At 45.0% G+C, this 22,030-nt stretch carries 20 protein-coding genes; 10 read left to right on the top strand and 10 right to left on the bottom strand.

The window, feature by feature from the left end; genetic code table 11:
- Nucleotides 1-10: 10 nt before the first annotated feature.
- From pyk to JRG66_RS08050, 5 genes are all read right to left on the bottom strand, one after another.
- Nucleotides 11-1,441, bottom strand: coding sequence for a pyruvate kinase (gene pyk, locus JRG66_RS08070; protein ID WP_265162258.1), 1,431 nt, complete (start codon nt 1,439-1,441; stop codon nt 11-13).
- Nucleotides 1,441-1,929, bottom strand: coding sequence for an IPExxxVDY family protein (locus tag JRG66_RS08065; RefSeq protein WP_265162257.1), 489 nt, complete (start codon nt 1,927-1,929; stop codon nt 1,441-1,443). Before JRG66_RS08065 ends, pyk begins: the two co-directional genes overlap by 1 nt.
- 108 nt (nt 1,930-2,037) lie before the next feature.
- Entirely contained in the window at nt 2,038-2,775 is a 738-nt protein-coding gene (gene rnc, locus JRG66_RS08060) for a ribonuclease III (RefSeq protein ID WP_265162256.1), read from the bottom strand.
- An 8-nt stretch (nt 2,776-2,783) separates the two neighbouring features.
- Complete coding sequence (gene fabF, locus JRG66_RS08055; protein WP_265162255.1) at nt 2,784-4,037, bottom strand: beta-ketoacyl-ACP synthase II; 1,254 nt, start codon at nt 4,035-4,037, stop codon at nt 2,784-2,786.
- A 17-nt stretch (nt 4,038-4,054) separates the two neighbouring features.
- Nucleotides 4,055-4,291, bottom strand: coding sequence for an acyl carrier protein (locus JRG66_RS08050; protein WP_013069791.1), 237 nt, complete (start codon nt 4,289-4,291; stop codon nt 4,055-4,057).
- Between the two features lie 149 nt (nt 4,292-4,440).
- Between JRG66_RS08050 and purN the strand changes: the two genes are divergently transcribed.
- The 5 genes from purN to JRG66_RS08025 all read left to right on the top strand — a co-directional run bounded on the left by purN (nt 4,441) and on the right by JRG66_RS08025 (nt 9,424).
- Nucleotides 4,441-5,043: a phosphoribosylglycinamide formyltransferase gene (gene purN, locus JRG66_RS08045; RefSeq protein ID WP_265162253.1), complete on the top strand. Its 603-nt coding sequence runs from the start codon at nt 4,441-4,443 to the stop codon at nt 5,041-5,043.
- Nucleotides 5,036-5,518, top strand: coding sequence for a ribonuclease HI (gene rnhA / locus JRG66_RS08040; protein ID WP_265162252.1), 483 nt, complete (start codon nt 5,036-5,038; stop codon nt 5,516-5,518). The genes purN and rnhA overlap by 8 nt, the downstream gene beginning before the upstream one ends.
- Nucleotides 5,519-5,574: 56 nt before the next feature.
- Nucleotides 5,575-6,498 carry a PfkB family carbohydrate kinase gene (locus JRG66_RS08035; RefSeq protein ID WP_265162251.1) on the top strand — a complete coding sequence of 308 codons (924 nt, stop codon included), beginning with the start codon at nt 5,575-5,577 and terminating at the stop codon, nt 6,496-6,498.
- Nucleotides 6,499-6,561: 63 nt separating this feature from the next.
- Entirely contained in the window at nt 6,562-8,460 is a 1,899-nt protein-coding gene (locus tag JRG66_RS08030) for an amidophosphoribosyltransferase (RefSeq protein ID WP_265162250.1), read from the top strand.
- 388 nt (nt 8,461-8,848) lie between these two features.
- On the top strand, nt 8,849-9,424 hold the full coding sequence (locus JRG66_RS08025) for a DUF2490 domain-containing protein (RefSeq protein WP_307726321.1): 576 nt from the start codon (nt 8,849-8,851) through the stop codon (nt 9,422-9,424).
- Between the two features lie 77 nt (nt 9,425-9,501).
- Here JRG66_RS08025 and JRG66_RS08020 read toward each other — a convergent pair whose 3' ends face one another.
- The 5 genes from JRG66_RS08020 to mce are packed head-to-tail and all read right to left on the bottom strand — an operon-like array spanning nt 9,502 to nt 13,609.
- The gene (locus JRG66_RS08020; protein ID WP_265162249.1) at nt 9,502-10,755 is read right to left on the bottom strand and encodes a sodium ion-translocating decarboxylase subunit beta; all 1,254 of its coding nucleotides are present in this window, start codon (nt 10,753-10,755) and stop codon (nt 9,502-9,504) included.
- 41 nt (nt 10,756-10,796) lie between these two features.
- On the bottom strand, nt 10,797-11,222 hold the full coding sequence (locus JRG66_RS08015) for a biotin/lipoyl-containing protein (RefSeq protein ID WP_265162248.1): 426 nt from the start codon (nt 11,220-11,222) through the stop codon (nt 10,797-10,799).
- Between the two features lie 12 nt (nt 11,223-11,234).
- Entirely contained in the window at nt 11,235-11,612 is a 378-nt protein-coding gene (locus JRG66_RS08010; protein ID WP_265162247.1) for an OadG family protein, read from the bottom strand.
- A 10-nt stretch (nt 11,613-11,622) separates the two neighbouring features.
- Nucleotides 11,623-13,182, bottom strand: coding sequence for an acyl-CoA carboxylase subunit beta (locus JRG66_RS08005; protein WP_265162246.1), 1,560 nt, complete (start codon nt 13,180-13,182; stop codon nt 11,623-11,625).
- Nucleotides 13,183-13,198: 16 nt separating this feature from the next.
- On the bottom strand, nt 13,199-13,609 hold the full coding sequence (gene mce, locus JRG66_RS08000) for a methylmalonyl-CoA epimerase (protein WP_265162245.1): 411 nt from the start codon (nt 13,607-13,609) through the stop codon (nt 13,199-13,201).
- An 864-nt stretch (nt 13,610-14,473) separates the two neighbouring features.
- On the opposite strand from mce, the gene JRG66_RS07995 reads away from it, so the two are divergent.
- The 5 genes from JRG66_RS07995 (at nt 14,474) to JRG66_RS07975 (ending at nt 22,029) form a co-directional block, all read left to right on the top strand.
- Nucleotides 14,474-15,871, top strand: a complete 1,398-nt coding sequence (locus tag JRG66_RS07995) for a methylmalonyl-CoA mutase subunit beta (RefSeq protein ID WP_265162244.1) — start codon at nt 14,474-14,476, stop codon at nt 15,869-15,871.
- A gap of 4 nt (nt 15,872-15,875) precedes the next feature.
- A complete protein-coding gene (scpA, locus tag JRG66_RS07990) occupies nt 15,876-18,008 on the top strand; it encodes a methylmalonyl-CoA mutase (protein ID WP_265162243.1) in 2,133 nt (710 codons plus the stop codon).
- Between the two features lie 38 nt (nt 18,009-18,046).
- On the top strand, nt 18,047-19,324 hold the full coding sequence (locus JRG66_RS07985) for an acetyl-CoA hydrolase/transferase family protein (protein WP_265162241.1): 1,278 nt from the start codon (nt 18,047-18,049) through the stop codon (nt 19,322-19,324).
- 114 nt (nt 19,325-19,438) lie between these two features.
- The gene (locus JRG66_RS07980) at nt 19,439-20,110 is read left to right on the top strand and encodes a succinate dehydrogenase cytochrome b subunit (RefSeq protein ID WP_265162240.1); all 672 of its coding nucleotides are present in this window, start codon (nt 19,439-19,441) and stop codon (nt 20,108-20,110) included.
- Complete coding sequence (locus tag JRG66_RS07975; RefSeq protein ID WP_265162239.1) at nt 20,107-22,029, top strand: fumarate reductase/succinate dehydrogenase flavoprotein subunit; 1,923 nt, start codon at nt 20,107-20,109, stop codon at nt 22,027-22,029. The genes JRG66_RS07980 and JRG66_RS07975 overlap by 4 nt, the downstream gene beginning before the upstream one ends.
- Nucleotide 22,030 lies beyond the last annotated feature (1 nt).

Raw genomic sequence — 22,030 nt, 5'->3', positions numbered from 1 at the left:
ATACTAAATATTATTCAATTTCTGAAATTCTCAATGTATTCACCATTCCTTTACTGGTAATAGGCATGGCTGCGAGGTTGATGGTGAAATCACCCTTTTCAACAAATTTATTTTCTGAAGCAATCCTGTTGATATCATCAATAGTCTCGTCTGTACTTACCATTTTATCGTAGTAAAACGCACGTACCCCCCATAAAAGGCTTAATTGATTAAGGATCCTTTTATTAGAAGTGAACACAAGAATATTAGATTCTGGTCTCCAGGCCGAGATCTGGAAAGCTGTATAACCACTATTGGTCAAAGTACAAATAGCTTTAGCTTTGATCTCATTGGCCATATGGGCAGCGTGGTAACAGATAGATTTGGTAATGTATCTCTTGGTACGCACGTGTGGTGGCTCATGAGGTACCTTAATAAGCGGTGAATTCTCAACGCTCATAATAATTTGGCTCATTTTTTCAATCACCTGCACCGGGTAATTACCTACTGAAGTTTCTCCACTTAACATCACGGCATCGGCCCCATCCATTACAGAGTTCGCCACGTCGTTCACCTCGGCCCTTGTTGGGGTAAGGCTGGTGATCATGGTTTCCATCATTTGGGTAGCAATTATAACCGGAATGCGGGCTTTTTTAGCCTTTAGCACCAGTTGCTTCTGAATAAGCGGAACTTCCTGTGCAGGAATTTCCACTCCCAGGTCACCCCGCGCTACCATTAGTCCGTCGCAATAAGCCACGATCTTGTCGATATTATCAACACCTTCAGGCTTTTCGATCTTGGCAATGATTGGGATCTTGTGATCTGTATGTTCTTTTATTAAATTCTGAAGTTGAATAAGGTCATCGCTGTTTCTCACAAAAGAAAGAGCAATCCAGTCTACACCCTGCTCAACGGCAAAAATGGCATCCTGAATATCTTTTTCGGTAAGGGCCGGAAGGGAAATCTTTGTATTAGGAAGGTTAACTCCTTTTTTAGACCTCAATGGGCCTCCCTGTATCACTTTTGCAAGAACCTCATCTTTTTGGTTGGTAGACACCACTTCAAAGATAAGTTTACCATCATCAAGAAGAATTCGCTCTCCGGCTTTTACATCCTGAGGGAATTCGTTGTAGTTCATGTAAACCCTTGAAGCTGTGCCTTCAAATTCTTCACCGGTGACAAAGGTGATTTCATCTCCTTTGGTTACCACCACTTCTTCCTTCATCTTCCCTACCCTTAATTTGGGTCCCTGCAGGTCACCAAGTATGGCTGCGGTAAAGCCATTTTCTTCATTTAGTTCCCTTATAAGCTTTATGCGTTGTTTTACATCTTCATAATCGGCGTGAGAAAAATTGATCCTAAACACGTTTACACCTGCATGCATCATATCTCTCAAAACGTCTTTCGAACTCGTTGCTGGCCCTAGGGTGGCCACAATTTTAGTCTTTTTCGTATTCGGCATTAGTCAAAAATTAAATTTTCTTTAGTTTTTATGTGATGAAAATCAACGGCATACGCCGTAGAAACCTGTGGGATCTCGAGGATCAATGCGTTGAGCATCTTTAAAGATACCGCATCCAGTTCATCCTCGATCTTCAGCAAAAAATCTACCTGCTTAAATTCTGGTAAAAGAATTGATTTTTGGACAGCCAGTTCATCCGCAAAAAAAAGAGAGTCCTTATTAGAACCCGTTCTTCCTTCCCGCCTGGCAACGTTACTTACCAGGTGATAAGTACAATATTGCCGTAGATCTTCATAGATAAAATGCGCAAAATAGTTGCTCTCATTTCCTTTATGAAGATCAATATCCTTTGGCGTTCTGGCTAATTTAAGGCCTAAATGTTTGTTTAACAGGTAAGCCAGCTTGTACTCTTCTACCGAAGAATGTACCGCAAGTAGCTTGTAGGGCTGTTCAAAAACGTCATTTAAAACCAGTTTATGCGCCGGCATATGATTTTACATCAAAGGTTAAAGATAATTATTGCATCGCAGAAAAGTAATTTTTTGGGGTATATTTTCAGAATATCTTACGAAAACGTTATAGTTTCTGCTATATTTTTAAGGGTGGTCTATTTTGCTCTGCAGGGCGTAATATGCCCTTTTGGATGCTTTTTCTTCGGCTTTCTTCTTTGAGGTCGCCCTGGCTTTAGCCACAACCCTGTTCTCAATCCTTAATTTTACAGCAAAATGTTTTAGCTCGTCTTTTCCTGTATCTTCATAGACTTCAAAGCTAAACTCTTTCTTCTCCTTTTGGCACCATTCTATTAAAAGACCCTTATAACTTATAACCGTGCCTTCCAGTTGCTCGATATCTACATAAGGCTCAATCACCCTTTCATAGATAAATTTTTTGGTATACCTGTAGCCCCTATCAAGGTAAATGGCACCTACAAGGGCTTCAAAAAGGTTTCCATGGATGTTGGTGCCAAACTGCTCTATGGGAATATTAGTCTGAATATATTTGATCAACTCGAGATCTTTCCCAAGTTCATTCAGGTGCTTACGGCTTACAATCTTGGAGCGCATTTTTGTGAGGTAGCCTTCGTTACCACTTGGCACTTCATTGAACAGGTGCGAAGCTATAACGGCACTTAGCATAGCATCTCCAAGAAATTCCATCCTTTCAAAGTTAATGGCGTTGCCCTCTGCATCTTTCTGGTTTAAAGAGCGGTGGGTGAATGCTTTTTTGTAGTGTGCAATATTGCGGGGTTTGAACCCCATTATCTTTGTTAATTCCACAAAAAAATTCCCGCCTCTGGAGGAGCGGGAATTTAATATGTTTCTTATTACACTCATGGAAGAATTTACTCGTCCAGTTTTTTGAACAAAACGCAGGCATTATGACCTCCAAAACCAAAGGTATTGCTCATAGCCACTCTCACATCTCTCTTCTGCGCCTTATTAAGGGTAAGATTTAATTCGGGATCAATGTTCTCATCCTGAACTTCGTGATTGATGGTAGGCGGCACAACTCCGTGTTTCATGGCGAGAATAGAGGCAATTGCTTCTACAGCTCCCGCGGCACCCAGCAGGTGGCCTGTCATGGATTTTGTGGAGTTGATGTTGATATCTTTGGCATGTTCTCCAAACACCTTCTTAATAGCCTTAAGTTCGGCCACATCTCCCAAAGGGGTAGATGTTCCGTGAGTATTGATGTGATCTACATCTTCGGGTTTAAGCCGGGCATTTCTAAGGCAGTTCTCCATTACCGCCACGACTCCAATTCCTTCGGGATGTGGGGCAGTCATATGGTGAGCATCCGAAGATAACCCGCCACCCAGTACTTCTGCATAAATCTTTGCCCCTCTTGCCTTTGCATGTTCATATTCTTCGAGAACAAGCGCACCCGCACCTTCACCCAGAACAAAACCGTCGCGTGTTGCATCAAAAGGCCTTGAAGCAGTTTCGGGGCTCTCATTCCTTGTAGAAAGGGCATGCATGGCATTAAATCCACCCATTCCGGCAGGAGCAACCGCTGCTTCACTACCCCCGGTGACAATAATGTCACTATTGCCAAGCCTAATAGTATTGAGGGCATCAATTAATGCGTTTGCTGCAGATGCACATGCTGAAACCGTGGTATAGTTGGGGCCCATGAAGCCGTGCTTAATGGAAATATTTCCAGGAGCAATATCGGCGATCATCTTTGGAATAAAGAAAGGATTGAATCTTGGGGTTCCGTCTCCCTTGCCAAAAGCCAGAACTTCATCCTGAAAAGTTTCAAGACCTCCAATCCCGGCACCCCAAATCACTCCTACACGAAGCTTATCGATGGTATCAAGGTCCAGCCCAGAATCTTTAATAGCTTCATCTGAAGCTACCAGCGCATACTGGGCGAACTTGTCGAGTTTCCTGGCTTCCTTTCGATCAAAATAGTCTTCAACCTTGAAGTTTTTGATCTCGCAAGCGAATTTAGTTTTGAATTTCTCGGTATCAAAATAGGTAATGGGTGCAGACCCACTTTTACCGTTTACCAGGGCTTCCCAATATTCTTCAATATTATTTCCAATTGGGGTAAGGGCACCTAATCCAGTTACTACAACTCGCTTCAACTCCATAAGGATATGTTAGTTTTTTATTTTTTTGCGTCTTCAATATAAGAGATTGCCTGACCCACAGTAGCAATGTTCTCTGCCTGGTCGTCTGGAATCTGGATATCAAATTCCTTCTCAAATTCCATGATCAACTCTACAGTGTCTAATGAATCAGCGCCCAAGTCGTTGGTGAAGCTAGCTTCGTTTACTACTTCATTCTCGTCAACTCCTAACTTGTCAACGATAATCGCTTTTACTCTTGATGCAATGTCTGACATAACTTGTGTTTTTAATTTTTAATTTAAGTGGCAAAAATAAAAAACTTTATTTTAAAACCTGTTTTTACTTTAAAAATGTGAATGTAAATTACATAATTTCCGCCTAAAGCCAGTATTTTTACCTGCCAATAATTGTTAAGACCCCAGGCTTGCAAACACAAGAAAAATTCAGAAAAAAGAAAATAGTGATCTTTGCTTCGGGTAATGGATCAAATGCCGAGAACATTATAACCTATTTTCAGCAGAAAAATACTGCGGAAGTTATTGCCGTTTTCTCCAATAACCGAAGGGCCAAAGTGCTGGAAAGAGCGCACCGCCTGGGCGTAAAAGCCCTGCATTTTGACCGGGAGGCCATCTACCAGTCTAATGAAGTGCTGCGTTTATTAAAAGACATGAACCCCAACCTTATTGTGCTTGCAGGTTTTCTCTGGATTTTCCCCACTAATATCCTGAAGCAATTTCCCAATAAGGTAATTAACATTCACCCCGCACTCCTCCCAAAATACGGCGGAAAAGGAATGTATGGAATGCATGTTCACAAAGCCATACACGAAAAGAAGGAAGTAGAAACCGGGATAAGCATTCATTACGTCAATGAACATTACGACGAGGGCAAAATGATCTTTCAGGCCACCACTGCTATTAAACCCGAAGATTCTGTTCAGGATATTGCTGAAAAGATCCATGAACTGGAACAGGAACATTTTCCGAAGGTGATAGAAAATCTTTTATTCCCGCTGCCAAATGAATGATGCCAGTGTTCACATATATACCGATGGGGCGGCCAGGGGAAACCCGGGGCCCGGCGGGTACGGAATAGTGATGGAATGGGTAGGAAAGCCCTACCGCAAGGAGTTCTCAAAAGGCTACAAACACACCACCAATAACCGGATGGAGTTACTGGCGGTGATAGAAGCCCTCAAAAAACTGAAAAACCCCGATACCCGCGTGCTTGTTTTCACCGATTCCAAATACGTGGCCGATGCCGTGGAAAAAGGCTGGGTTTTCAACTGGGAAAAAAAGGGCTTTAAAGACCGCAAGAACGTAGACCTGTGGATAGAGTTCTTAAAAGAATACCGCAAGCACAAGGTTAAATTCCAGTGGATTAAAGGCCACAACGAGCACCCTCAAAACGAGCGCTGCGACAGCCTGGCCGTAGCAGCTTCCAAAGAGAAACGCCTTTTGGTAGACACAGGATTTGAAGGAGATTCAAAAAGCCTTTTTTGACTATCAGGCCTTGAAAAACAAAACCGTATATTTGCACCTCATTTTTAAAGAACACTATGAATAAGTTATTAATAGTGGGCACGGTTGCCTTTGATGCTATCGAGACCCCTTTTGGTAAAACAGATAAAATTCTTGGTGGTGCGGCCACATATATTGGCCTCTCTGCAGCACAATTTGATATTAAAAGCGCTATAGTTTCTGTGGTGGGAGAAGATTTTCCGCAGGAATATTTAGACTTGCTTAAAAACAGGAATATTAACCTTAGCGGAACCGAAATAATCAAAGGCGGAAAAACCTTTTTTTGGAGCGGTAAGTACCACAACGACCTCAATTCGCGTGATACTCTGGACACCCAATTGAATGTTCTTGCCGATTTTCAGCCGGTGGTGCCCGAAGATTTTAAATCCCCCGATGTGGTAATGCTGGGAAACCTTCACCCACTGGTGCAGCTAAGTGTGCTTGAACAAATTGAAAGACCTAAGCTGGTGGTGTTAGACACCATGAACTTCTGGATGGACAATACCTGGGATGACCTTATGAAGGTGATTGATAAAGTAGATGCCCTTACTATTAATGACGAAGAAGCAAGGCAGCTTACAGACGAGTATTCTTTGGTGAAAGCCGCACGTAAGATCGCCAAAATGGGGCCTAAATATGTAGTGATTAAAAAAGGGGAACACGGGGCTTTACTGTTCCACAACGAGCAGATCTTTTTCGCACCCGCCCTACCGTTAGAAGAAGTTTTTGACCCTACCGGGGCAGGAGACACTTTTGCCGGCGGGTTTACAGGCTACCTTGCGCATACAGGAGACATCTCTTTCAAGAACATGAAAAATGCGGTGATCTACGGCTCTAATCTCGCCTCTTTCTGCGTGGAGAAATTCGGGACCGAAAGGATGCAGAACCTCACCAAAGAAGAAGTGCATCAACGCCTGGAAGAGTTTAAAGCCTTAACACAATTCCAAATCAAACTTACTTAATATTGTGCCCTGTAATTTCAGGGCTTTTTTTATGACTAAATCCGGGCCAAACAACTACAAGATATGAGTGATGCTTTAAAACACGAATGCGGGATTGCCCAATTGCGACTGCTAAAGCCGTTAGAGTACTACAAAGAGAAGTACGGAACGGCATTTTACGGGGTAAACAAAATGTACCTCATGATGGAAAAGCAGCACAACCGCGGGCAGGATGGTGCCGGTTTTGCCAGCATCAAGCTCAACACCCAGCCGGGCGACCGCTATATAAGCCGCATAAGGTCTAATGCCGCACAGCCTATTCAGGATATTTTTGCTCAAATTAACGCCCGTATCAATGACGAAATAAAGCAGCATCCAGAATACGCCGAAGATGTTGCCCTTCAAAAAAAGCACATCCCGTACCTGGGAGAGCTGTTTTTGGGCCACGTGAGATATGGCACTTTTGGAAAGAACAGCGTGGAGAGTGTTCACCCGTTCTTGCGCCAAAACAACTGGATGCACCGAAACCTCATTGTTGCCGGAAATTTCAACATGACCAATGTGCACCAGCTCTTCAATAATCTTGTAGAACTGGGCCAACACCCAAAAGAAAAGGCCGATACCGTTACGGTAATGGAGAAAATTGGCCACTTCCTGGATGATGAAGTAAGAAAACTCTACAAAAAACTTAAAACCGAAGGCTATTCCAAAGTAGAAGCCTCTCCGCTAATTGCCGAGCAGTTAAAGATTGGAAAGATCCTTAAAAAATCGGCTAAGAACTGGGATGGCGGCTATGCCATGGCCGGCCTTTTAGGGCACGGCGATTCCTTTGTGTTAAGGGATCCGGCAGGAATAAGGCCCTGCTACTATTATTGTGATGACGAGGTGGTTGTGGTTGCTTCGGAAAGACCCGTGATACAAACTGTATTCAACGTAGATTTTGAAAACGTCAAAGAACTGCCCCCGGGACACGCCATCATCACCAAAAAGAACGGAAACGTAAAGATCAAGCAAATCCTGGAACCTCTAGAGAGAAAAGCATGCTCTTTTGAACGTATCTATTTTTCCCGCGGAAGTGATTCTGAAATCTACCGGGAGCGAAAAATGCTTGGAAAACTGCTTATGCCCGAAGTTCTCAAGGCAATTGACCACGATACTGTAAATACCGTTTTCTCCTTTATTCCGAATACGGCTGAAACTTCCTTCTACGGCATGGTAGAAGCCGCACAGGATGAGCTCAACAAACAAAAGAACGACACCATTCTTGCCGAAAAAGAGTCTTTGACCGATGCCCGCCTGCAGGAGATCCTTGCCCACAGGCTAAGAACTGAAAAGATCGCCATTAAAGATGCCAAACTGCGCACTTTCATTACTGAAGACAGCAGCCGTGACGACCTGGTGGCGCACGTGTATGACGTCACTTACGGCGTGGTAAAACCTGAAGACAACCTGGTGATCATTGATGACAGTATTGTTCGCGGTACTACTTTGAAGAAAAGTATCCTGAAGATGCTGGACCGCACCAAACCCAAGAAAATCGTGGTGGTCTCTTCGGCCCCGCAAATACGCTACCCCGACTGTTACGGGATAGACATGGCAAGACTGGAGAACCTGGTGGCCTTTCAGGCTGCCTTAGAGCTGCTCAGGGAAACAAACCAGTACCATATCGTAGATGAAGTCTACGAAAAATGCAAGCAACAGGTAGAACTTGACGACAGGGAAGTACAAAACTTCGTAAAAGAGGTCTACGCTCCTTTTACAGATGAACAGATCTCCGATAAAATTGCCCAGTTGCTAAGTGACGACACCATAAAAGCCGAAGTAAAGATCATCTTCCAATCTGTAGAAAACCTGCATAAGGCCTGTCCTCAAAACCTGGGAGACTGGTATTTTACAGGAAATTACCCCACCTTTGGAGGGAACCGGGTAGTGAACCGGGCCTTTATCAATTTCTATGAAGGAAGTACAGAAAGGGCATATTAAATAATCTTTTTCTGCTAGCCAACAGGAGCTTTGTGCAGTTTAACTAAAATTCATGTACTTCATCTAAAAAGCTGTCAGGAACAAAGATTAATATCTACTTTTACAAAGCCATAACATAAGTAGGTTAAGTTCATGGTAGATTTGGGGCAAAAAAGGTGGATCTTTCCACCTTTTTTATTTTCAGCACTTTTCACCCCTTCAAAATTCCTTTCTCTTAGTATAATTTAGAACAGTATACCACTGTTAAGGTCTAAAAATAGCGTATTTTTATGTTCCCTATTTAAGAGTTATTACCATGCCAAAAAAGGCTTTTTTTCTTCTCTCCTTTCTTTACACTTTTTCACTTTCGGCCCAAAACAAAGAGGATCTTTTAGGAACCTGAACAGAAATTATTGGCCAACATCACATTTCTGAAAAATGGAGCATTCCCACTGTGGCACTACTTCAGCATTACGAGATGTTTGGTAAATTTCAGTTTATTATGCTGCGCAGCGGGGTCGCCTATGCCTTTTCAAAGGATTTTTCGGCTTCTGTGGGCTACGATTATACCTATTCCGAAGCCTTTTCCGAAGATAGTTTTACCCTGCAGCACAGGCTATGGGAAGAAGCGACCTTAAAAACGCCATTTTTGAGCCCTTATATTGCTCATCGTTTTCGGCTGGAGTCAACCTGGACGCGCCAGCAGCCCGAGTACGATCTTAGCCATCGCCTGCGTTACCGCCTTAAATTTGACCGGGCTTTGTACAAAAGTTTATATTTTACGGCTTTTAATGAAGTCTTTATAAACCTGAAAGAGCCATATTTCAATCAAAACCGTATTCACGCCGGTTTGGGATATAGCTTGCTCAAAGATTTCAAAATAGAAGTGGGATACCTAAAAAACCATTTTAGGCGCGCACATTACGACCGGATAAGGCTGGGAATGGTTTTTAAGACCAGGTTCTTAGAACAAAAGGAACCCTAAGCCGGGGGAAGAAAGGCGGCAGCAAAAGAAAGGGCTCCATGTATCTCGAAGCCCTTTCAATCAACTACCAATAGTTTCTACATTAAGAAACTGATCATAATACCAGCGGCAACAGCCGACCCAATCACACCACTCACATTGGGGGCCATGGCATGCATGAGCAAGTGGTTTGACGGATCGCTTTTGATCCCTTCCTGTTGAACTACACGGGCACTATCAGGCACCGCCGAAACGCCGGCCGCACCTATGAGGGGGTTGATCCTGTTCTTTTCGCTGAGGAACAGGTTCATTACTTTGGCAAAAAGAAGTCCGCCAGCAGTAGCAATGATAAAGGAGACTGCCCCCAGGGCGAAGATCTTAATTGAGCTTCCGGTTAGAAAAACGCTGGCCTGGGTTGAAGCTCCCACGGTCACTCCCAACAGTATGGTCACAATATCTATCATCTTTGTCCTGGCGGTATCGGCAAGACGATCGGTTACGCCACTTTCTTTGAGTAAGTTTCCGAAGAAGAGCATCCCTAAAAGCGGAATAGCTGACGGAGAAATAAAAGTGGTGAGCAACAATCCAATAATGGGGAAAAGGATTTTTTCAGTTTTAGAGACAGCACGAGGCGGTTTCATCCTGATAAGCCTTTCCTTTTTGCTGATTAACAGCTTCATGATAGGAGGCTGAATAACCGGCACCAGGGCCATATAAGAGTAGGCGGCTATGGCGATACTCCCAATTAGTTGAGGTGCCATTTTAGCCGAAGCGAAAATAGCCGTAGGGCCATCGGCCCCGCCAATGATTGAAATCGCACCGGCTTCGTGTATCTCAAAGCCCAGGGCAACGGCACCAATAAAGGTTCCAAAAACCCCAATTTGAGCAGCGGCTCCCAGCAACATAAGCCGTGGGTTGGAGATAAGCGATGAAAAATCGGTCATTGCCCCAATTCCAAGGAAGATCAATGGTGGGTAAATCCCCTGGGTAACCCCGAAGTACAAATAGTTAAGCACAGAGCCGGATTCATAGATCCCAACCCCTGCCCCTGCGGGGAAAGGAATGTTCCCTAAAAGTATCCCTGTGCCAATGGGGATTAGCAGGAGGGGCTCATAGTGAAAGCGTATTGCCAGGAAAATAAAGAACAGCCCTACGGCTATCATTATAAAATTACCCAGGCTCGCATTCGCAAAACCGGTATATTCCCAGAAATGGAGAAGCCCTTCAGCCAGGCCCCCTCCTTCCTCGGGGATAACAGGAACTAAATCCTGGGCCATTAATTCCGTACCCAAAAGTGTCGGGATGAGGTAAAGAATGCCCAGTACAACTATAACAGTCAATAATTTTTTCACAATCTTGTTTTTAAATTGGGGAAAGATTTGCTTAGAAAGCTCTATCCTATAACCATGAGTAGATCATTCTGTAAGACGGCGTCTCCTTCCTTAACTTTTATTTCTTTGATAACTCCGGCCTGGTCGGCAAGCACATCATTTTCCATCTTCATGGCTTCCAGGATAAGCAGGGAATCTCCTTTGGCAACAGCGTCTCCCACCTTCACCTTCATCTTAAAGATACTGCCGGGCAGGGGTGCTTCTACAGGGAAGCCTCCGGGAGAGACTTTTTTCTCTATACGCCCTTCGCCGGGTTGCCGCACTACATTCTCGCGCACCAGTTTTGGGGTCTTAACGCGTTTCTTTTCCTGGTGTACTTCCACCACGTATTCGGTTCCATTGACGTGAACGGTGGCTTGTTCATCTTCAAATTCTTTGATATCTACCGAATATTTATTTCCGTTTATTGTAAAATCGAATTTCTTCATTTTGTGTATTCTTTACCGTGGGTTATTGTTTACTCCGTAGATCTTGGAACTCCATGGAGAATAGGTACGGGCAACTCGTTTTATTGTTATGATGCCGCTCTCTTCATCGTGCTGCTCCTTGAAGTATAGATGCAGTGCCGTTGCTATGGCAGCACTAATCTCTCCCGAGAGGTAGTGTTCTTCCTCTTCTCCTGCAGCTCCATTCTCTTTGGAGCGGTTCTTTTCCCGCACCTCTTTGATCTTCTTACTGATGCCGAGATTGAGGATTTGCGGCATTTTCTTGAACACGAACATGAGCAGGAGAAGGGCAAAAAACACAACCACATACCCTACCCCTGTGATGATCCATATTTGTGACCAGTCTGTAGCCACTGTTGAAGCATGTTCCATAGTTATTTATTTATAGGGGGATATTACTGTGTTTCTTCGGCGGGTTGGTAACTTTCTTCGTCTGCAACGTTTGAAGGCCTCTAATGATCCTGAAACGGGTATTTCGGGGTTCAATAACGTCATCTATATATCCATAAGCAGCCGCCTGATATGGATTCGCAAATTTCTCCTGATATTCCTGTTCTTTCTGAGCTTTGAATTTTGCCCTTTCTTCAGGGTCTTTGATCTCGTTCATTGCCCTTCCTTCAAGCACCTCTATGGCACCCGAAGCTCCCATAACCGCAATCTCGGCCGATGGCCAGGCGTAGTTAAGATCGCCCCTAAGCTGTTTACAACTCATCACATCATGCGCCCCGCCATAAGATTTTCTAAGGGTTATTGTGATTTTGGGAACGGTGGCTTCTCCATAGGCAAACATGAGTTTTGCCCCGTGAATAATGATACCGGCATACTCCTGCCCGCTGCCGGGTAAAAATCCGGGGACGTCTACCAGGGTAAGGATTGGAATGTTAAAAGAATCGCAGAAACGCACAAACCTGGCGGCCTTTCTCGATGCATCACTGTCTAGCACCCCGGCAAGGAAATTGGGCTGGTTGGCTACAATACCTACAGACTGGCCATCCATTCTTCCAAATCCAACAATAATGTTCTTCGCGTAATTTCTGTGCACCTCGAGAAACTCACCTTCATCAACTACACTGTAGATCACCTCCTGCATGTCGTAAGGCTGGTTGGGGTTATCGGGGATAATACTGTTAAGAAAATCGTCCCGTCTGTCTATAGGATCGGTGTTATTTTGAATAGGAGCTTCTTCCAGGTTATTCTGCGGAAGGTAAGAGAGCAGCTTTCTTATGAGCAGCAGTCCATTTTCTTCGGAAGAAACCTTGAAATGGGAAACCCCCGATTTTGATGCGTGTATATTGGCACCACCAAGGTTCTGAACCGAAATATCCTCGCCGGTCACTGTTTTGACCACTTTAGGACCGGTAACGAACATATAGCTGTTCTCTTCGGTCATCATCACAAAATCTGTAAGGGCCGGTGAATACACGGCTCCCCCGGCACAGGGCCCAAAAATGGCAGATATTTGAGGAATTAATCCGGAGGCAAGGATGTTGCGTTCAAAGATCTCGGCATATCCTGCGAGCGAAGTCACTCCTTCCTGTATACGGGCACCACCACTGTCGTTGATCCCAATAACAGGCGCACCGGCTTTCATGGCCATATCCATGACCTTACATATCTTTTGGGCAAAGGTTTCAGAAAGTGAGCCGCCAAAAACAGTAAAATCCTGGGAAAAGACATACACCACCCGGCCGTCTATGGTGCCGTGGCCTGTTACCACGCCATCCCCAAGCACTTTATTGCCTTCCATTCCAAAATTGGTACACCTGTGGGTGACAAACATGTCGAATTCTTCAAAACTGCCCTCATCTAAAAGGATTTCCAGACGTTCTCGTGCCGTAAGTTTTCCTTTTTCGTGTTGGGCGTCTATACGTTTTTGACCACCACCCATACGGGCAATCTCCCGTTTCTGGATCAATTCGTTTACTTTATCCTGACTTGACATTTATCTAATATTTAAATTACTGTTGAGGTTCTTCACAGAGTTCTGTCAACACACCAAATGTTGATTTTGGGTGTAAAAAGGCAATATTTAAGCCCTCTGCGCCTTTTCGGGGAGTTTTATCTATAAGCTTTACTTCTTTTGTCTCCAGTTCATCTAACTGCTGCTGAAGGTCATTTACCGCAAAAGCAATGTGGTGCACCCCCTGGCCTTTCTTCTCTATGAACTTTCCTATAGGCCCCTGGGGAGCTGTAGATTCAAGCAATTCGATCTTGGTTTGGCCTACTTTGAAAAATGCCGTTTTCACCTTCTGGTCTTTAACTTCTTCTACAGAGTAACATTTCAACCCAAAGGTCTTTTCGTAAAAGGGGATGGCCTCCTCAAGGCTTTCAACAGCAATACCTATATGTTCTATATGCGTTGGTTTCATGGTTTATATAGTTTTAGTTTCACTTCAGTTTGGAGCAAAAAAAAATCGCACTCCTGCGATTTCTGATTTTTTTACCTATAAATAATACTTAACCCTTCTTGGGGAAGAGATAAATGTAAATCGTCATCCTGGTTCCATGGCAAAATGGGGGGAAGGGCAATTCTCAATTGTTGGTAAGAAAAGCACAACTTAAACCAGTGGAAAATATGACTTAAAATGCGTATCATTTTGATACTTTAAAAATGCCCTATAAAGGTAACGAAACTTTAACTTTTAGACCCTAGAAAATCCCGTCAATTTTTTATAATTTAACGCAAACGTTGTAGTGATAGCAAGGCTTACCAAAGGGTCCGAATTTAAAATCAAAGCCTAAAGGTCGGGCGATTTTTTTTCTTAAAGAATGATTAAAATCATCCTAATTTTAATCCTTTTTACCAAAAGTTATAATTAAATTTACTGTGAAGATTTTGGCCGGTGCAGGGAGATAAAAAACGTCTCCTCAAACACAGGATTTTTGTTCTTTAAGAAAAAACTTCAGCAAGAGATCGCATTCTTCTCTGCCACTATTTTTCGAAACCGAATTAAAATCAGCCGGAACAAATCATTCATTTAAGATTTAGGTCGTGAACATCTTGTTCCATTTCAGCAGAGATCAGTTTTGGGCTACTACGAATTTTAGCCGGGACCAACTTTTGAAGTTACTCAATTTCCGAAAGCAGCTGCTGGACGCCTTAAGTTTCAACAGAAATTCAATAAAAACAGATTTTTTAAGAAGGTCCCTAGGGGATATTTACCGAATAGATTGCGAGACAGTCCCGTAATCTCTCATGCAGCGATGCAATTACTTTCATTAAAACGATAACAATGAAGGAATCATTATTTCAGGAATTTCCACAAGTTTCAGCAGAACAATGGAAAGATCAAATCGAACAGGACCTAAAAGGTGCCAGTTACGATGAGAAATTAGTTTTTAGATCTCAAGACGGGATCGCAGTACAGCCCTTTTATACTTCCGCAGATGTAAAAGACCACATGCAGCTACCGCCGCCACTTCCCTGGCGCATCTGTGAGAAGATAAGCGTGACCACGGCCGGCGAGGGCAATGTACAGGCCGCAAAAGCTCTTCAAAAAGGTGCAGAAAGCCTCTGGCTCCATATTTCTTCGGAAAGCGTAACACCAAATGTACTTTTTGAGGGAATCAATTTAGAAAATTTGCAAATCTACTTAAGCCTCTCCTTCCTCTCCCGGGAATATGTAGAAAGGCTGAAGTCTTATTTTAAGGACAGGAATTCTGAAGTATACCTGCAAATTGACATTTTAGGCAATCTTGCGGCTACAGGAAACTGGTTTTTTGACCAAAAAAGAGATTTTAATATCTTAAAATCTGTTACAGAAACTGCTTCAGAATTTGCTTCTGTAATAAGTGTGAACGGCGACCTTTATCAAAACGCCGGTGCGAGCATTCCGCAGCAACTTGCCTTTAGCCTGGCACAGGTGAACGAGTACCTCAACCTGGAGGGTCAAAAAGGGGAAAATACGGGTAAATTTAGGCCACAGTTCATTCTCGCAGCAGGCAGCAACTACTTCTTTGAAATAGCAAAAATAAGGGCGCTGCGCCTGCTATACGCCTCTTTGGCAAAAGAATACGGGCTGCCCCAAACCTGTTTTATCCTCGCCCAACCTTCGCGCCGGGACAAGACCCTGTATGATTACAACGTGAACCTGCTTCGTTCTACCACCCAGTGTATGAGCGCAGTACTGGGAGGGGCCGATGCCGTGAACAACCTGCCCTACGATACACTTTTCCATAAAGACAGTGCCTTTGGCAGGCGCATAGCCCGCAACCAGCTTCTTGTGATGAAACACGAGGCTTATTTCGATAAAGTGTCCAACCCGGCCGATGGCGCATATTACATTGAACACCTCACCCGTCAGTTTGCCAATAAAGCGCTCGATATCTTCAAGCAAATTGAAGAAGAAGGCGGCTTTCTTGAACTTTTGCTGAAAGGGGAGCTTCAGAAAAGAATCAAAGAAAGCGCGCAAAAGGAACAGGAGCTTTTTCACCAGGGTAAACTCATTCTTATTGGCACCAATAAATATGAGAATTCACAGGACCTCATGTCACAGGAACTGGAATTAGATCCTTTTGCAAAAACTTCTTCTGAAAATAGCATTTTAGAACCCCTTTTCCCGGTGCGCCTAAGCGAGAAGCTTGAACAGGAAAGGCTTGAAAAAGAGCAGGGAGTATTAACCGAAAGCTAAAACCATGAAAAGAAAATCACTTCAAAATATGACACTTTTGGAACCTGAGACCGCAGCACAGGTCGCTGTGGCACCCGAAAATCCAGGGAACCCAAAAGCAGGGGCCGAAGCTAAAAAAGTTTATGCTGCAAAGGATGTTGCGGGCCTTGAACATCTCGATTTTGCTGCGGGAATTCCGCCTTACCTGCGCGGGCCTTACAGCACCATGTACGTGATGCGGCCCTGGACCATTCGCCAGTACGCCGGCTTCTCAACCGCCGAGGAAAGTAACGCCTTTTACCGCCGCAACCTCGCTGCGGGACAAAAAGGGCTTTCGGTAGCCTTTGACCTTCCCACCCACCGCGGGTACGACAGTGACCACGAAAGAGTGGTGGGAGACGTTGGGAAAGCAGGGGTGGCCATAGACTCGGTAGAAGACATGAAGGTGCTCTTTGACCAGATCCCGCTAGACCAGATGTCGGTTTCCATGACCATGAATGGGGCGGTACTGCCCATACTCGCGTTCTACATCGTGGCTGCCGAGGAACAGGGCGTAAAACCTGCACTGCTTTCAGGAACCATTCAAAATGACATTTTAAAGGAGTTTATGGTGCGAAACACCTACATCTATCCTCCCACTCCTTCGATGAAGATCATTTCTGATATTTTTGAGTACACCTCCAAAAATATGCCCCGCTTTAACAGCATTAGTATCTCGGGGTACCACATGCAGGAAGCAGGTGCCACCAGTGAGATCGAACTGGCCTACACTTTAGCCGACGGACTAGAATACATCCGAAAAGGCCTCGAAGCCGGGATGAACATCGACAGTTTTGCACCGCGCCTGTCCTTCTTCTGGGCCATAGGTTTAGATCATTTTACTGAAATCGCCAAAATGCGTGCAGCCAGGATGCTGTGGGCAAAACTGGTGAAACAGTTCAACCCGAAAAACGAAAAATCCCTCGCGCTTAGAACGCATAGCCAGACCAGCGGCTGGAGTTTGACCGAGCAGGATCCTTTCAACAACGTGGCACGTACTTCTATAGAAGCTGCCGCTGCTGCTTTTGGGGGCACCCAGAGTTTACACACCAATGCCCTTGATGAGGCTATCGCCCTGCCCACAGATTTCTCTGCCAGGATTGCCAGGAACACCCAGCTGCACCTGCAGCAGGAAACCCAGATCACGCGGACTGTAGACCCATGGGCTGGTAGTTATTATGTGGAAGAACTCACAGACAAGATCGCCCATAAGGCCTGGGAGCTTATCCAGGAAGTGGAAGAGCTGGGCGGTATGACCAAAGCCATCGAGGCCGGAATTCCAAAGCTAAGAATAGAAGAAGCCGCAGCCATTAAGCAGGCAAGGATTGACAGCGGCCAGGATATAATTGTAGGGGTAAACAAATACCGCAGGGAAAAAGAAGACCCCATCGTGACCCTGGAGGTAGATAACCAGTCGGTGAGAAGGCAGCAAATTGAGCGGCTTAATCAGCTGAAAGCCGACAGGAACAATGAAGCAGTAAAACAGGCGCTTCAAAAACTCACCGAAGCAGCAAGATCGGGGCAGGAAAACCTCCTGGCGCTGGCTGTAGATGCCGCCCGTAAGCGCGCAAGCCTTGGGGAGATAAGCGATGCTTTGGAAGAAGTTTACGGCAGGTACAAAGCACAGATAAAATCATTTAGCGGAGTGTATTCAAAAGAGATCAAAGACGATGCTTCCTTTAAAAAGGCGAGAGAAATGGCCGACAGGTTTGCTGAACAGGAAGGCCGTCGCCCCAGGATCATGGTGGCAAAAATGGGACAGGACGGGCATGACCGTGGTGCCAAAGTAGTATCTACAGGTTATGCCGATGTTGGTTTTGACGTGGATATAGGGCCACTTTTCCAAACCCCGGCAGAAGCTGCAAAGCAAGCCGTGGAAAACGACGTGCACATTTTGGGAGTTTCTTCTCTGGCTGCAGGGCACAAAACACTGGTGCCACAGGTGATTGAGGAACTCAAAAAACACGGCAGGGAAGATATAATGGTAATTGTGGGCGGGGTGATCCCGTCACAGGACTACCAGTTCCTATTTGACGCAGGTGCCGTAGCCGTTTTTGGCCCCGGAACAAAGATTAGTGAAGCGGCCATTCAACTGCTAGAGATCTTGATTGATGAATAAAGCTTCAGGATTATTTACAAATTTTAAAATTCAGCATTATGAGAAATTCTCTTAACATAGTTTCGCCGCAGGAAGCAGTATCTCACGTAAAATCGGGAGACAGGGTCTTTTTGCACGGTGCCGCAATGACCCCAAATAAACTCATAGAGACCCTTACTGAACGCTACAGTGAATTAAAGGATGTGGAGTTTATTCACATCCATACCGAAGGGCCTGCACCTTACACGCAGCCTCCTTACAACGAATCTTTCAGGACCAACAGCTGCTTTGTGGCGGGAAATGTAAGACAGGCAGTGAATTCAAGTATAGGTGCTTACATCCCTATCTTCCTGAGTGAGATCCACCTGCTCTTCCGAAGAAATATTCTTCCGCTTGATGTTGCTTTTGTACAGGTCTCCCCGCCAGATGAGCATGGCTATTGCTCCCTGGGGGTGTCTGTAGACATCGCTTTACCTGCAGTACAGACTGCAAAGAAGGTGATCGCGCAGGTGAATCCGCGGGTGCCGCGCACTCATGGAGATGGTATCATTCACGTAAGCCAGATACATGCGGCCATTGAAGTAGACCAGCCTATACATATTCACGATATCACCGCTCCTTCGGCTATTGAGCAAAAAGTTGGTGAATACGTGGCCGGGCTTGTAGATGATGGTGCTACGCTGCAAATGGGCATAGGCGGAATTCCGAACGTGGTGCTTTCGAAACTGATGAACCACAAACGCCTCGGAATTCATACCGAATTATTTTCAGACGGGGTTTTACCGCTCATTGAAAAAGGAATCATTACCGGTGAAGAAAAAAAGATCAAGACCGGAAAGATCGTGACCTGTTTTTCAGCCGGAAGTCAGAATTTGTACGACTTTATTGACGACAACCCGGTAGTGCATTTTAAGGAAGCTGCTTATACCAACGATTCAGCAATTATTCGCCAGAATCCTAAAGTAACCGCCATCAACTCGGCCATAGAGATTGACCTTACCGGGCAGATTTGTGCAGACACCATTGGAAAATACCATTTTTCGGGGGTAGGCGGCCAGATGGATTTTATCCGCGGTGCTTCTTTGTCGGAAGGCGGAAAAGCCATTTTTGCAATGCCTTCTGTGACCAACAAAGGGATTTCCAAGATAGTTCCATCCCTAAAGGTAGGTGCCGGGGTGACCACCACCAGGGCGCACGTACATTATGTGGCTACCGAATATGGCGTGGTTAACCTCTTCGGAAAAAACCTTAAAGAACGCGCCAAAGCACTTATTTCTATAGCCCATCCCGACCACAGAGAGGAGCTTGAAAAAGCCTTTTTTGAGATGGCATATTGATTATTCTGATCTTTAAAAGATTGGAAACTGAGAAAAGAGCCTGCTGCTTCAGGCGAAACCCTGAAGCAGTTTGCTCCCTTTCTTTTTTTTTACTGACCGAAATTTCACTTCATAATGATATTCATAAAAAACTCCATTACCCGGAAAAACCTGATGGCAATAACAGGATTGTTCCTGTCATTCTTTTTGATCATTCATCTCCTGGGTAATCTACAGTTACTGTTGCCCGCCGAAGAAGCACAGCTTCAGTACAACTCCTACAGCCATTTACTGGGCGGCAACATAGTTATAAAACTTGTGTCTTACGTTTTGTACCTGTGTATCCTGCTGCACAGCATAGATGCCATCTACCTTTCCTTTAAAAGAAAAAAAGCCAATGGCAGCTCCTATTCGTATGACCGCCGGGGCAGGGGAAGCACCTGGTATTCCCGAAATATGATGGCCCTTGGCGTCATCATATTTGTGTTCCTGGTGATTCACTTTAAAGATTTCTGGTACCAGTATAAATTTGGGGAACTTCCGGTAGACATGAACGGGAACAAAGACCTCTACACCATTGTGGTGGTTGCTTTTGAGCAACTCTGGTATGTTGTGCTGTACATTTTGGCCATACTGGCTTTGGGTTACCACCTTTTACACGGGGTCTTTAGTGCACACAGAACAATGGGAATTTACCACCCCGTTTATAACCGAATCATAAAAGTAGTGGGAAAATCCTTTGCCATTATTATTACCATAGGATACATCATTATACCACTATTCCTCTATTTTAATTTACAATCATGAGCAAGACCTTAAAAGCCCCAATTCCTGAAGGCCCTTTAGCCGAAAAATGGAACAACTATAAAGCAAAAGCCCGTCTTGTAAGCCCTAACAATCGTAAAAAACTGGACGTAATTGTAGTAGGCACCGGGCTGGCAGGTGCTTCTGCGGCCGCATCTCTGGCCGAAATGGGATACAATGTAAAAAGCTTCTGCTTCCAGGATTCCCCAAGAAGGGCACACTCTGTTGCCGCACAGGGCGGGGTGAATGCCGCAAAAAATTATAAGAATGACGGAGACAGCGTTTACCGTATGTTTTATGATACCTTAAAAGGAGGCGACTTCCGCTCACGTGAGGCCAACACCTACCGCCTGGCCGAATGTTCTGCGAATCTCATAGACCAGGCTGTGGCCCAGGGAGTACCTTTTGGCCGGGAATACGGCGGCTATCTTAGAAACCGCTCTTTTGGTGGCGTGCAGGTATCCCGAACCTTTTATGCCCGTGGACAAACGGGACAACAGCTCCTCCTGGGATCTTATCAGGCCCTCTTGAGACAGCAACATGCCGGGAAGGTAAAGCTTTATGCCCGCCACGAAATGCTCGATGTGGTGATCATTGAAGGCAGGGCCCGCGGAATTATCGCACGAAACCTGGACACCGGCGAGATTGAACGCCATGGCGCACATACTGTGGTGCTGGCAACGGGCGGCTTTGGCAAGATCTACTACCTCTCTACCTTGGCCATGGGCTGTAATGCTTCGGCTATTTGGCGCGCGCACAAAAAAGGTGCCTACATGGCCAATCCCAGCTGGACCCAGATTCACCCCACCAGCCTTCCCCAAAGTGGCGAGCATCAGTCTAAATTAACGCTGATGAGCGAATCCCTTCGGAATGACGGCCGCATCTGGGTTCCAAAAGATAAAAATGAAACCCGCGCCCCCGGAGATATTCCCGAAGAAGAACGCGATTACTATCTTGAAAGAAAATATCCTTCCTTTGGAAACCTGGCGCCAAGAGACATATCTTCGAGAGCTGCCAAAGAACAAATAGACCTGGGCAAAGGCGTTGGACCTCTCAAAAATGCCGTTTACCTCGACTTTTCCAGAGCTATTAAAGAATACGGAAAAGACGTGATCGCCGAACGCTATGGCAACCTGTTCACCATGTATAAAAAGATCACGGGAATTGATGCTTATAAGGAACCTATGAAGATCTCCCCTGCTGCCCATTTTTCAATGGGTGGGTTGTGGGTAGATTATGAACTCATGACCTCGGTACCCGGACTTTTTGCCATTGGAGAAGCTAATTTTTCAGATCATGGTGCCAACAGGCTGGGAGCAAACTCCCTGTTACAGGCCTGTGTAGACGGCTATTTCATTCTGCCCTATACCCTTCAGAATTATTTAGCCGATCAAATAAAAATTCCGAAGATAGAGGTGAACCACTCTGCTTTTGAGCAAAGTGAAAAGCTGGTTAAAGAGCAAATGCAGGCTTTCTTGAACTGCAAGGGCAAAAAAACTGCGGAAGAATTCCATAAAGAGCTCGGAAAAGAACTCTATGACAAATGCGGCCTTCTTCGCACCAAAGAAGGTTTGGAAAAGGCCATAGAGAACATCAGGAAATTAAGGGAGGAATACAAGACCAACCTCCTGGTGCCCGGAAGTGCCGAAGAAGTGAACAGCGAGCTTGAAAAAGCAGGCCGGGTTTCAGATTATATGGAGCTGGCAGAGCTTATGTGTATTGATGCCCTGCACCGGGAAGAATCTTGCGGTGCCCATTTTAGGGCCGAATTTCAGACTGAAGACGGCGAAGCCAGAAGAGATGATGAGAATTTCTGCTATTCGGCAGCCTGGGAATGGACCGGCAACGCATCTCAACCCATTTTAAACCCTGAACCCCTGGTCTTTGATACCGTAAAACCAACGGTGAGAAGTTATAAATAGA

Origin of the sequence: Salinimicrobium tongyeongense (assembly GCF_026109735.1) — a bacterium.
Lineage (GTDB): Bacteria > Bacteroidota > Bacteroidia > Flavobacteriales > Flavobacteriaceae > Salinimicrobium > Salinimicrobium tongyeongense.
The sequence above is the reverse complement of the archived record's forward strand: the minus strand, read 5'-3'. Positions and strand labels throughout refer to the sequence as shown.

Coding starts and splice junctions, on each gene's coding strand:
- JRG66_RS07975 (WP_265162239.1), top strand. CDS start 20,107: ATGAGCAAGACCTTAAAAGCCCCAATTCCTGAAGGCCCTTTAGCCGAA.
- JRG66_RS07995 (WP_265162244.1), top strand. CDS start 14,474: ATGAAGGAATCATTATTTCAGGAATTTCCACAAGTTTCAGCAGAACAA.
- rnc (WP_265162256.1), bottom strand. CDS start 2,775: ATGAGTGTAATAAGAAACATATTAAATTCCCGCTCCTCCAGAGGCGGG.
- pyk (WP_265162258.1), bottom strand. CDS start 1,441: ATGCCGAATACGAAAAAGACTAAAATTGTGGCCACCCTAGGGCCAGCA.
- fabF (WP_265162255.1), bottom strand. CDS start 4,037: ATGGAGTTGAAGCGAGTTGTAGTAACTGGATTAGGTGCCCTTACCCCA.
- JRG66_RS08005 (WP_265162246.1), bottom strand. CDS start 13,182: ATGTCAAGTCAGGATAAAGTAAACGAATTGATCCAGAAACGGGAGATT.
- mce (WP_265162245.1), bottom strand. CDS start 13,609: ATGAAACCAACGCATATAGAACATATAGGTATTGCTGTTGAAAGCCTT.
- JRG66_RS07985 (WP_265162241.1), top strand. CDS start 18,047: ATGAGAAATTCTCTTAACATAGTTTCGCCGCAGGAAGCAGTATCTCAC.
- JRG66_RS08050 (WP_013069791.1), bottom strand. CDS start 4,291: ATGTCAGACATTGCATCAAGAGTAAAAGCGATTATCGTTGACAAGTTA.
- JRG66_RS07980 (WP_265162240.1), top strand. CDS start 19,439: ATGATATTCATAAAAAACTCCATTACCCGGAAAAACCTGATGGCAATA.
- JRG66_RS08065 (WP_265162257.1), bottom strand. CDS start 1,929: ATGCCGGCGCATAAACTGGTTTTAAATGACGTTTTTGAACAGCCCTAC.
- rnhA (WP_265162252.1), top strand. CDS start 5,036: ATGAATGATGCCAGTGTTCACATATATACCGATGGGGCGGCCAGGGGA.
- JRG66_RS08010 (WP_265162247.1), bottom strand. CDS start 11,612: ATGGAACATGCTTCAACAGTGGCTACAGACTGGTCACAAATATGGATC.
- scpA (WP_265162243.1), top strand. CDS start 15,876: ATGAAAAGAAAATCACTTCAAAATATGACACTTTTGGAACCTGAGACC.
- JRG66_RS08015 (WP_265162248.1), bottom strand. CDS start 11,222: ATGAAGAAATTCGATTTTACAATAAACGGAAATAAATATTCGGTAGAT.
- JRG66_RS08035 (WP_265162251.1), top strand. CDS start 5,575: ATGAATAAGTTATTAATAGTGGGCACGGTTGCCTTTGATGCTATCGAG.
- JRG66_RS08030 (WP_265162250.1), top strand. CDS start 6,562: ATGAGTGATGCTTTAAAACACGAATGCGGGATTGCCCAATTGCGACTG.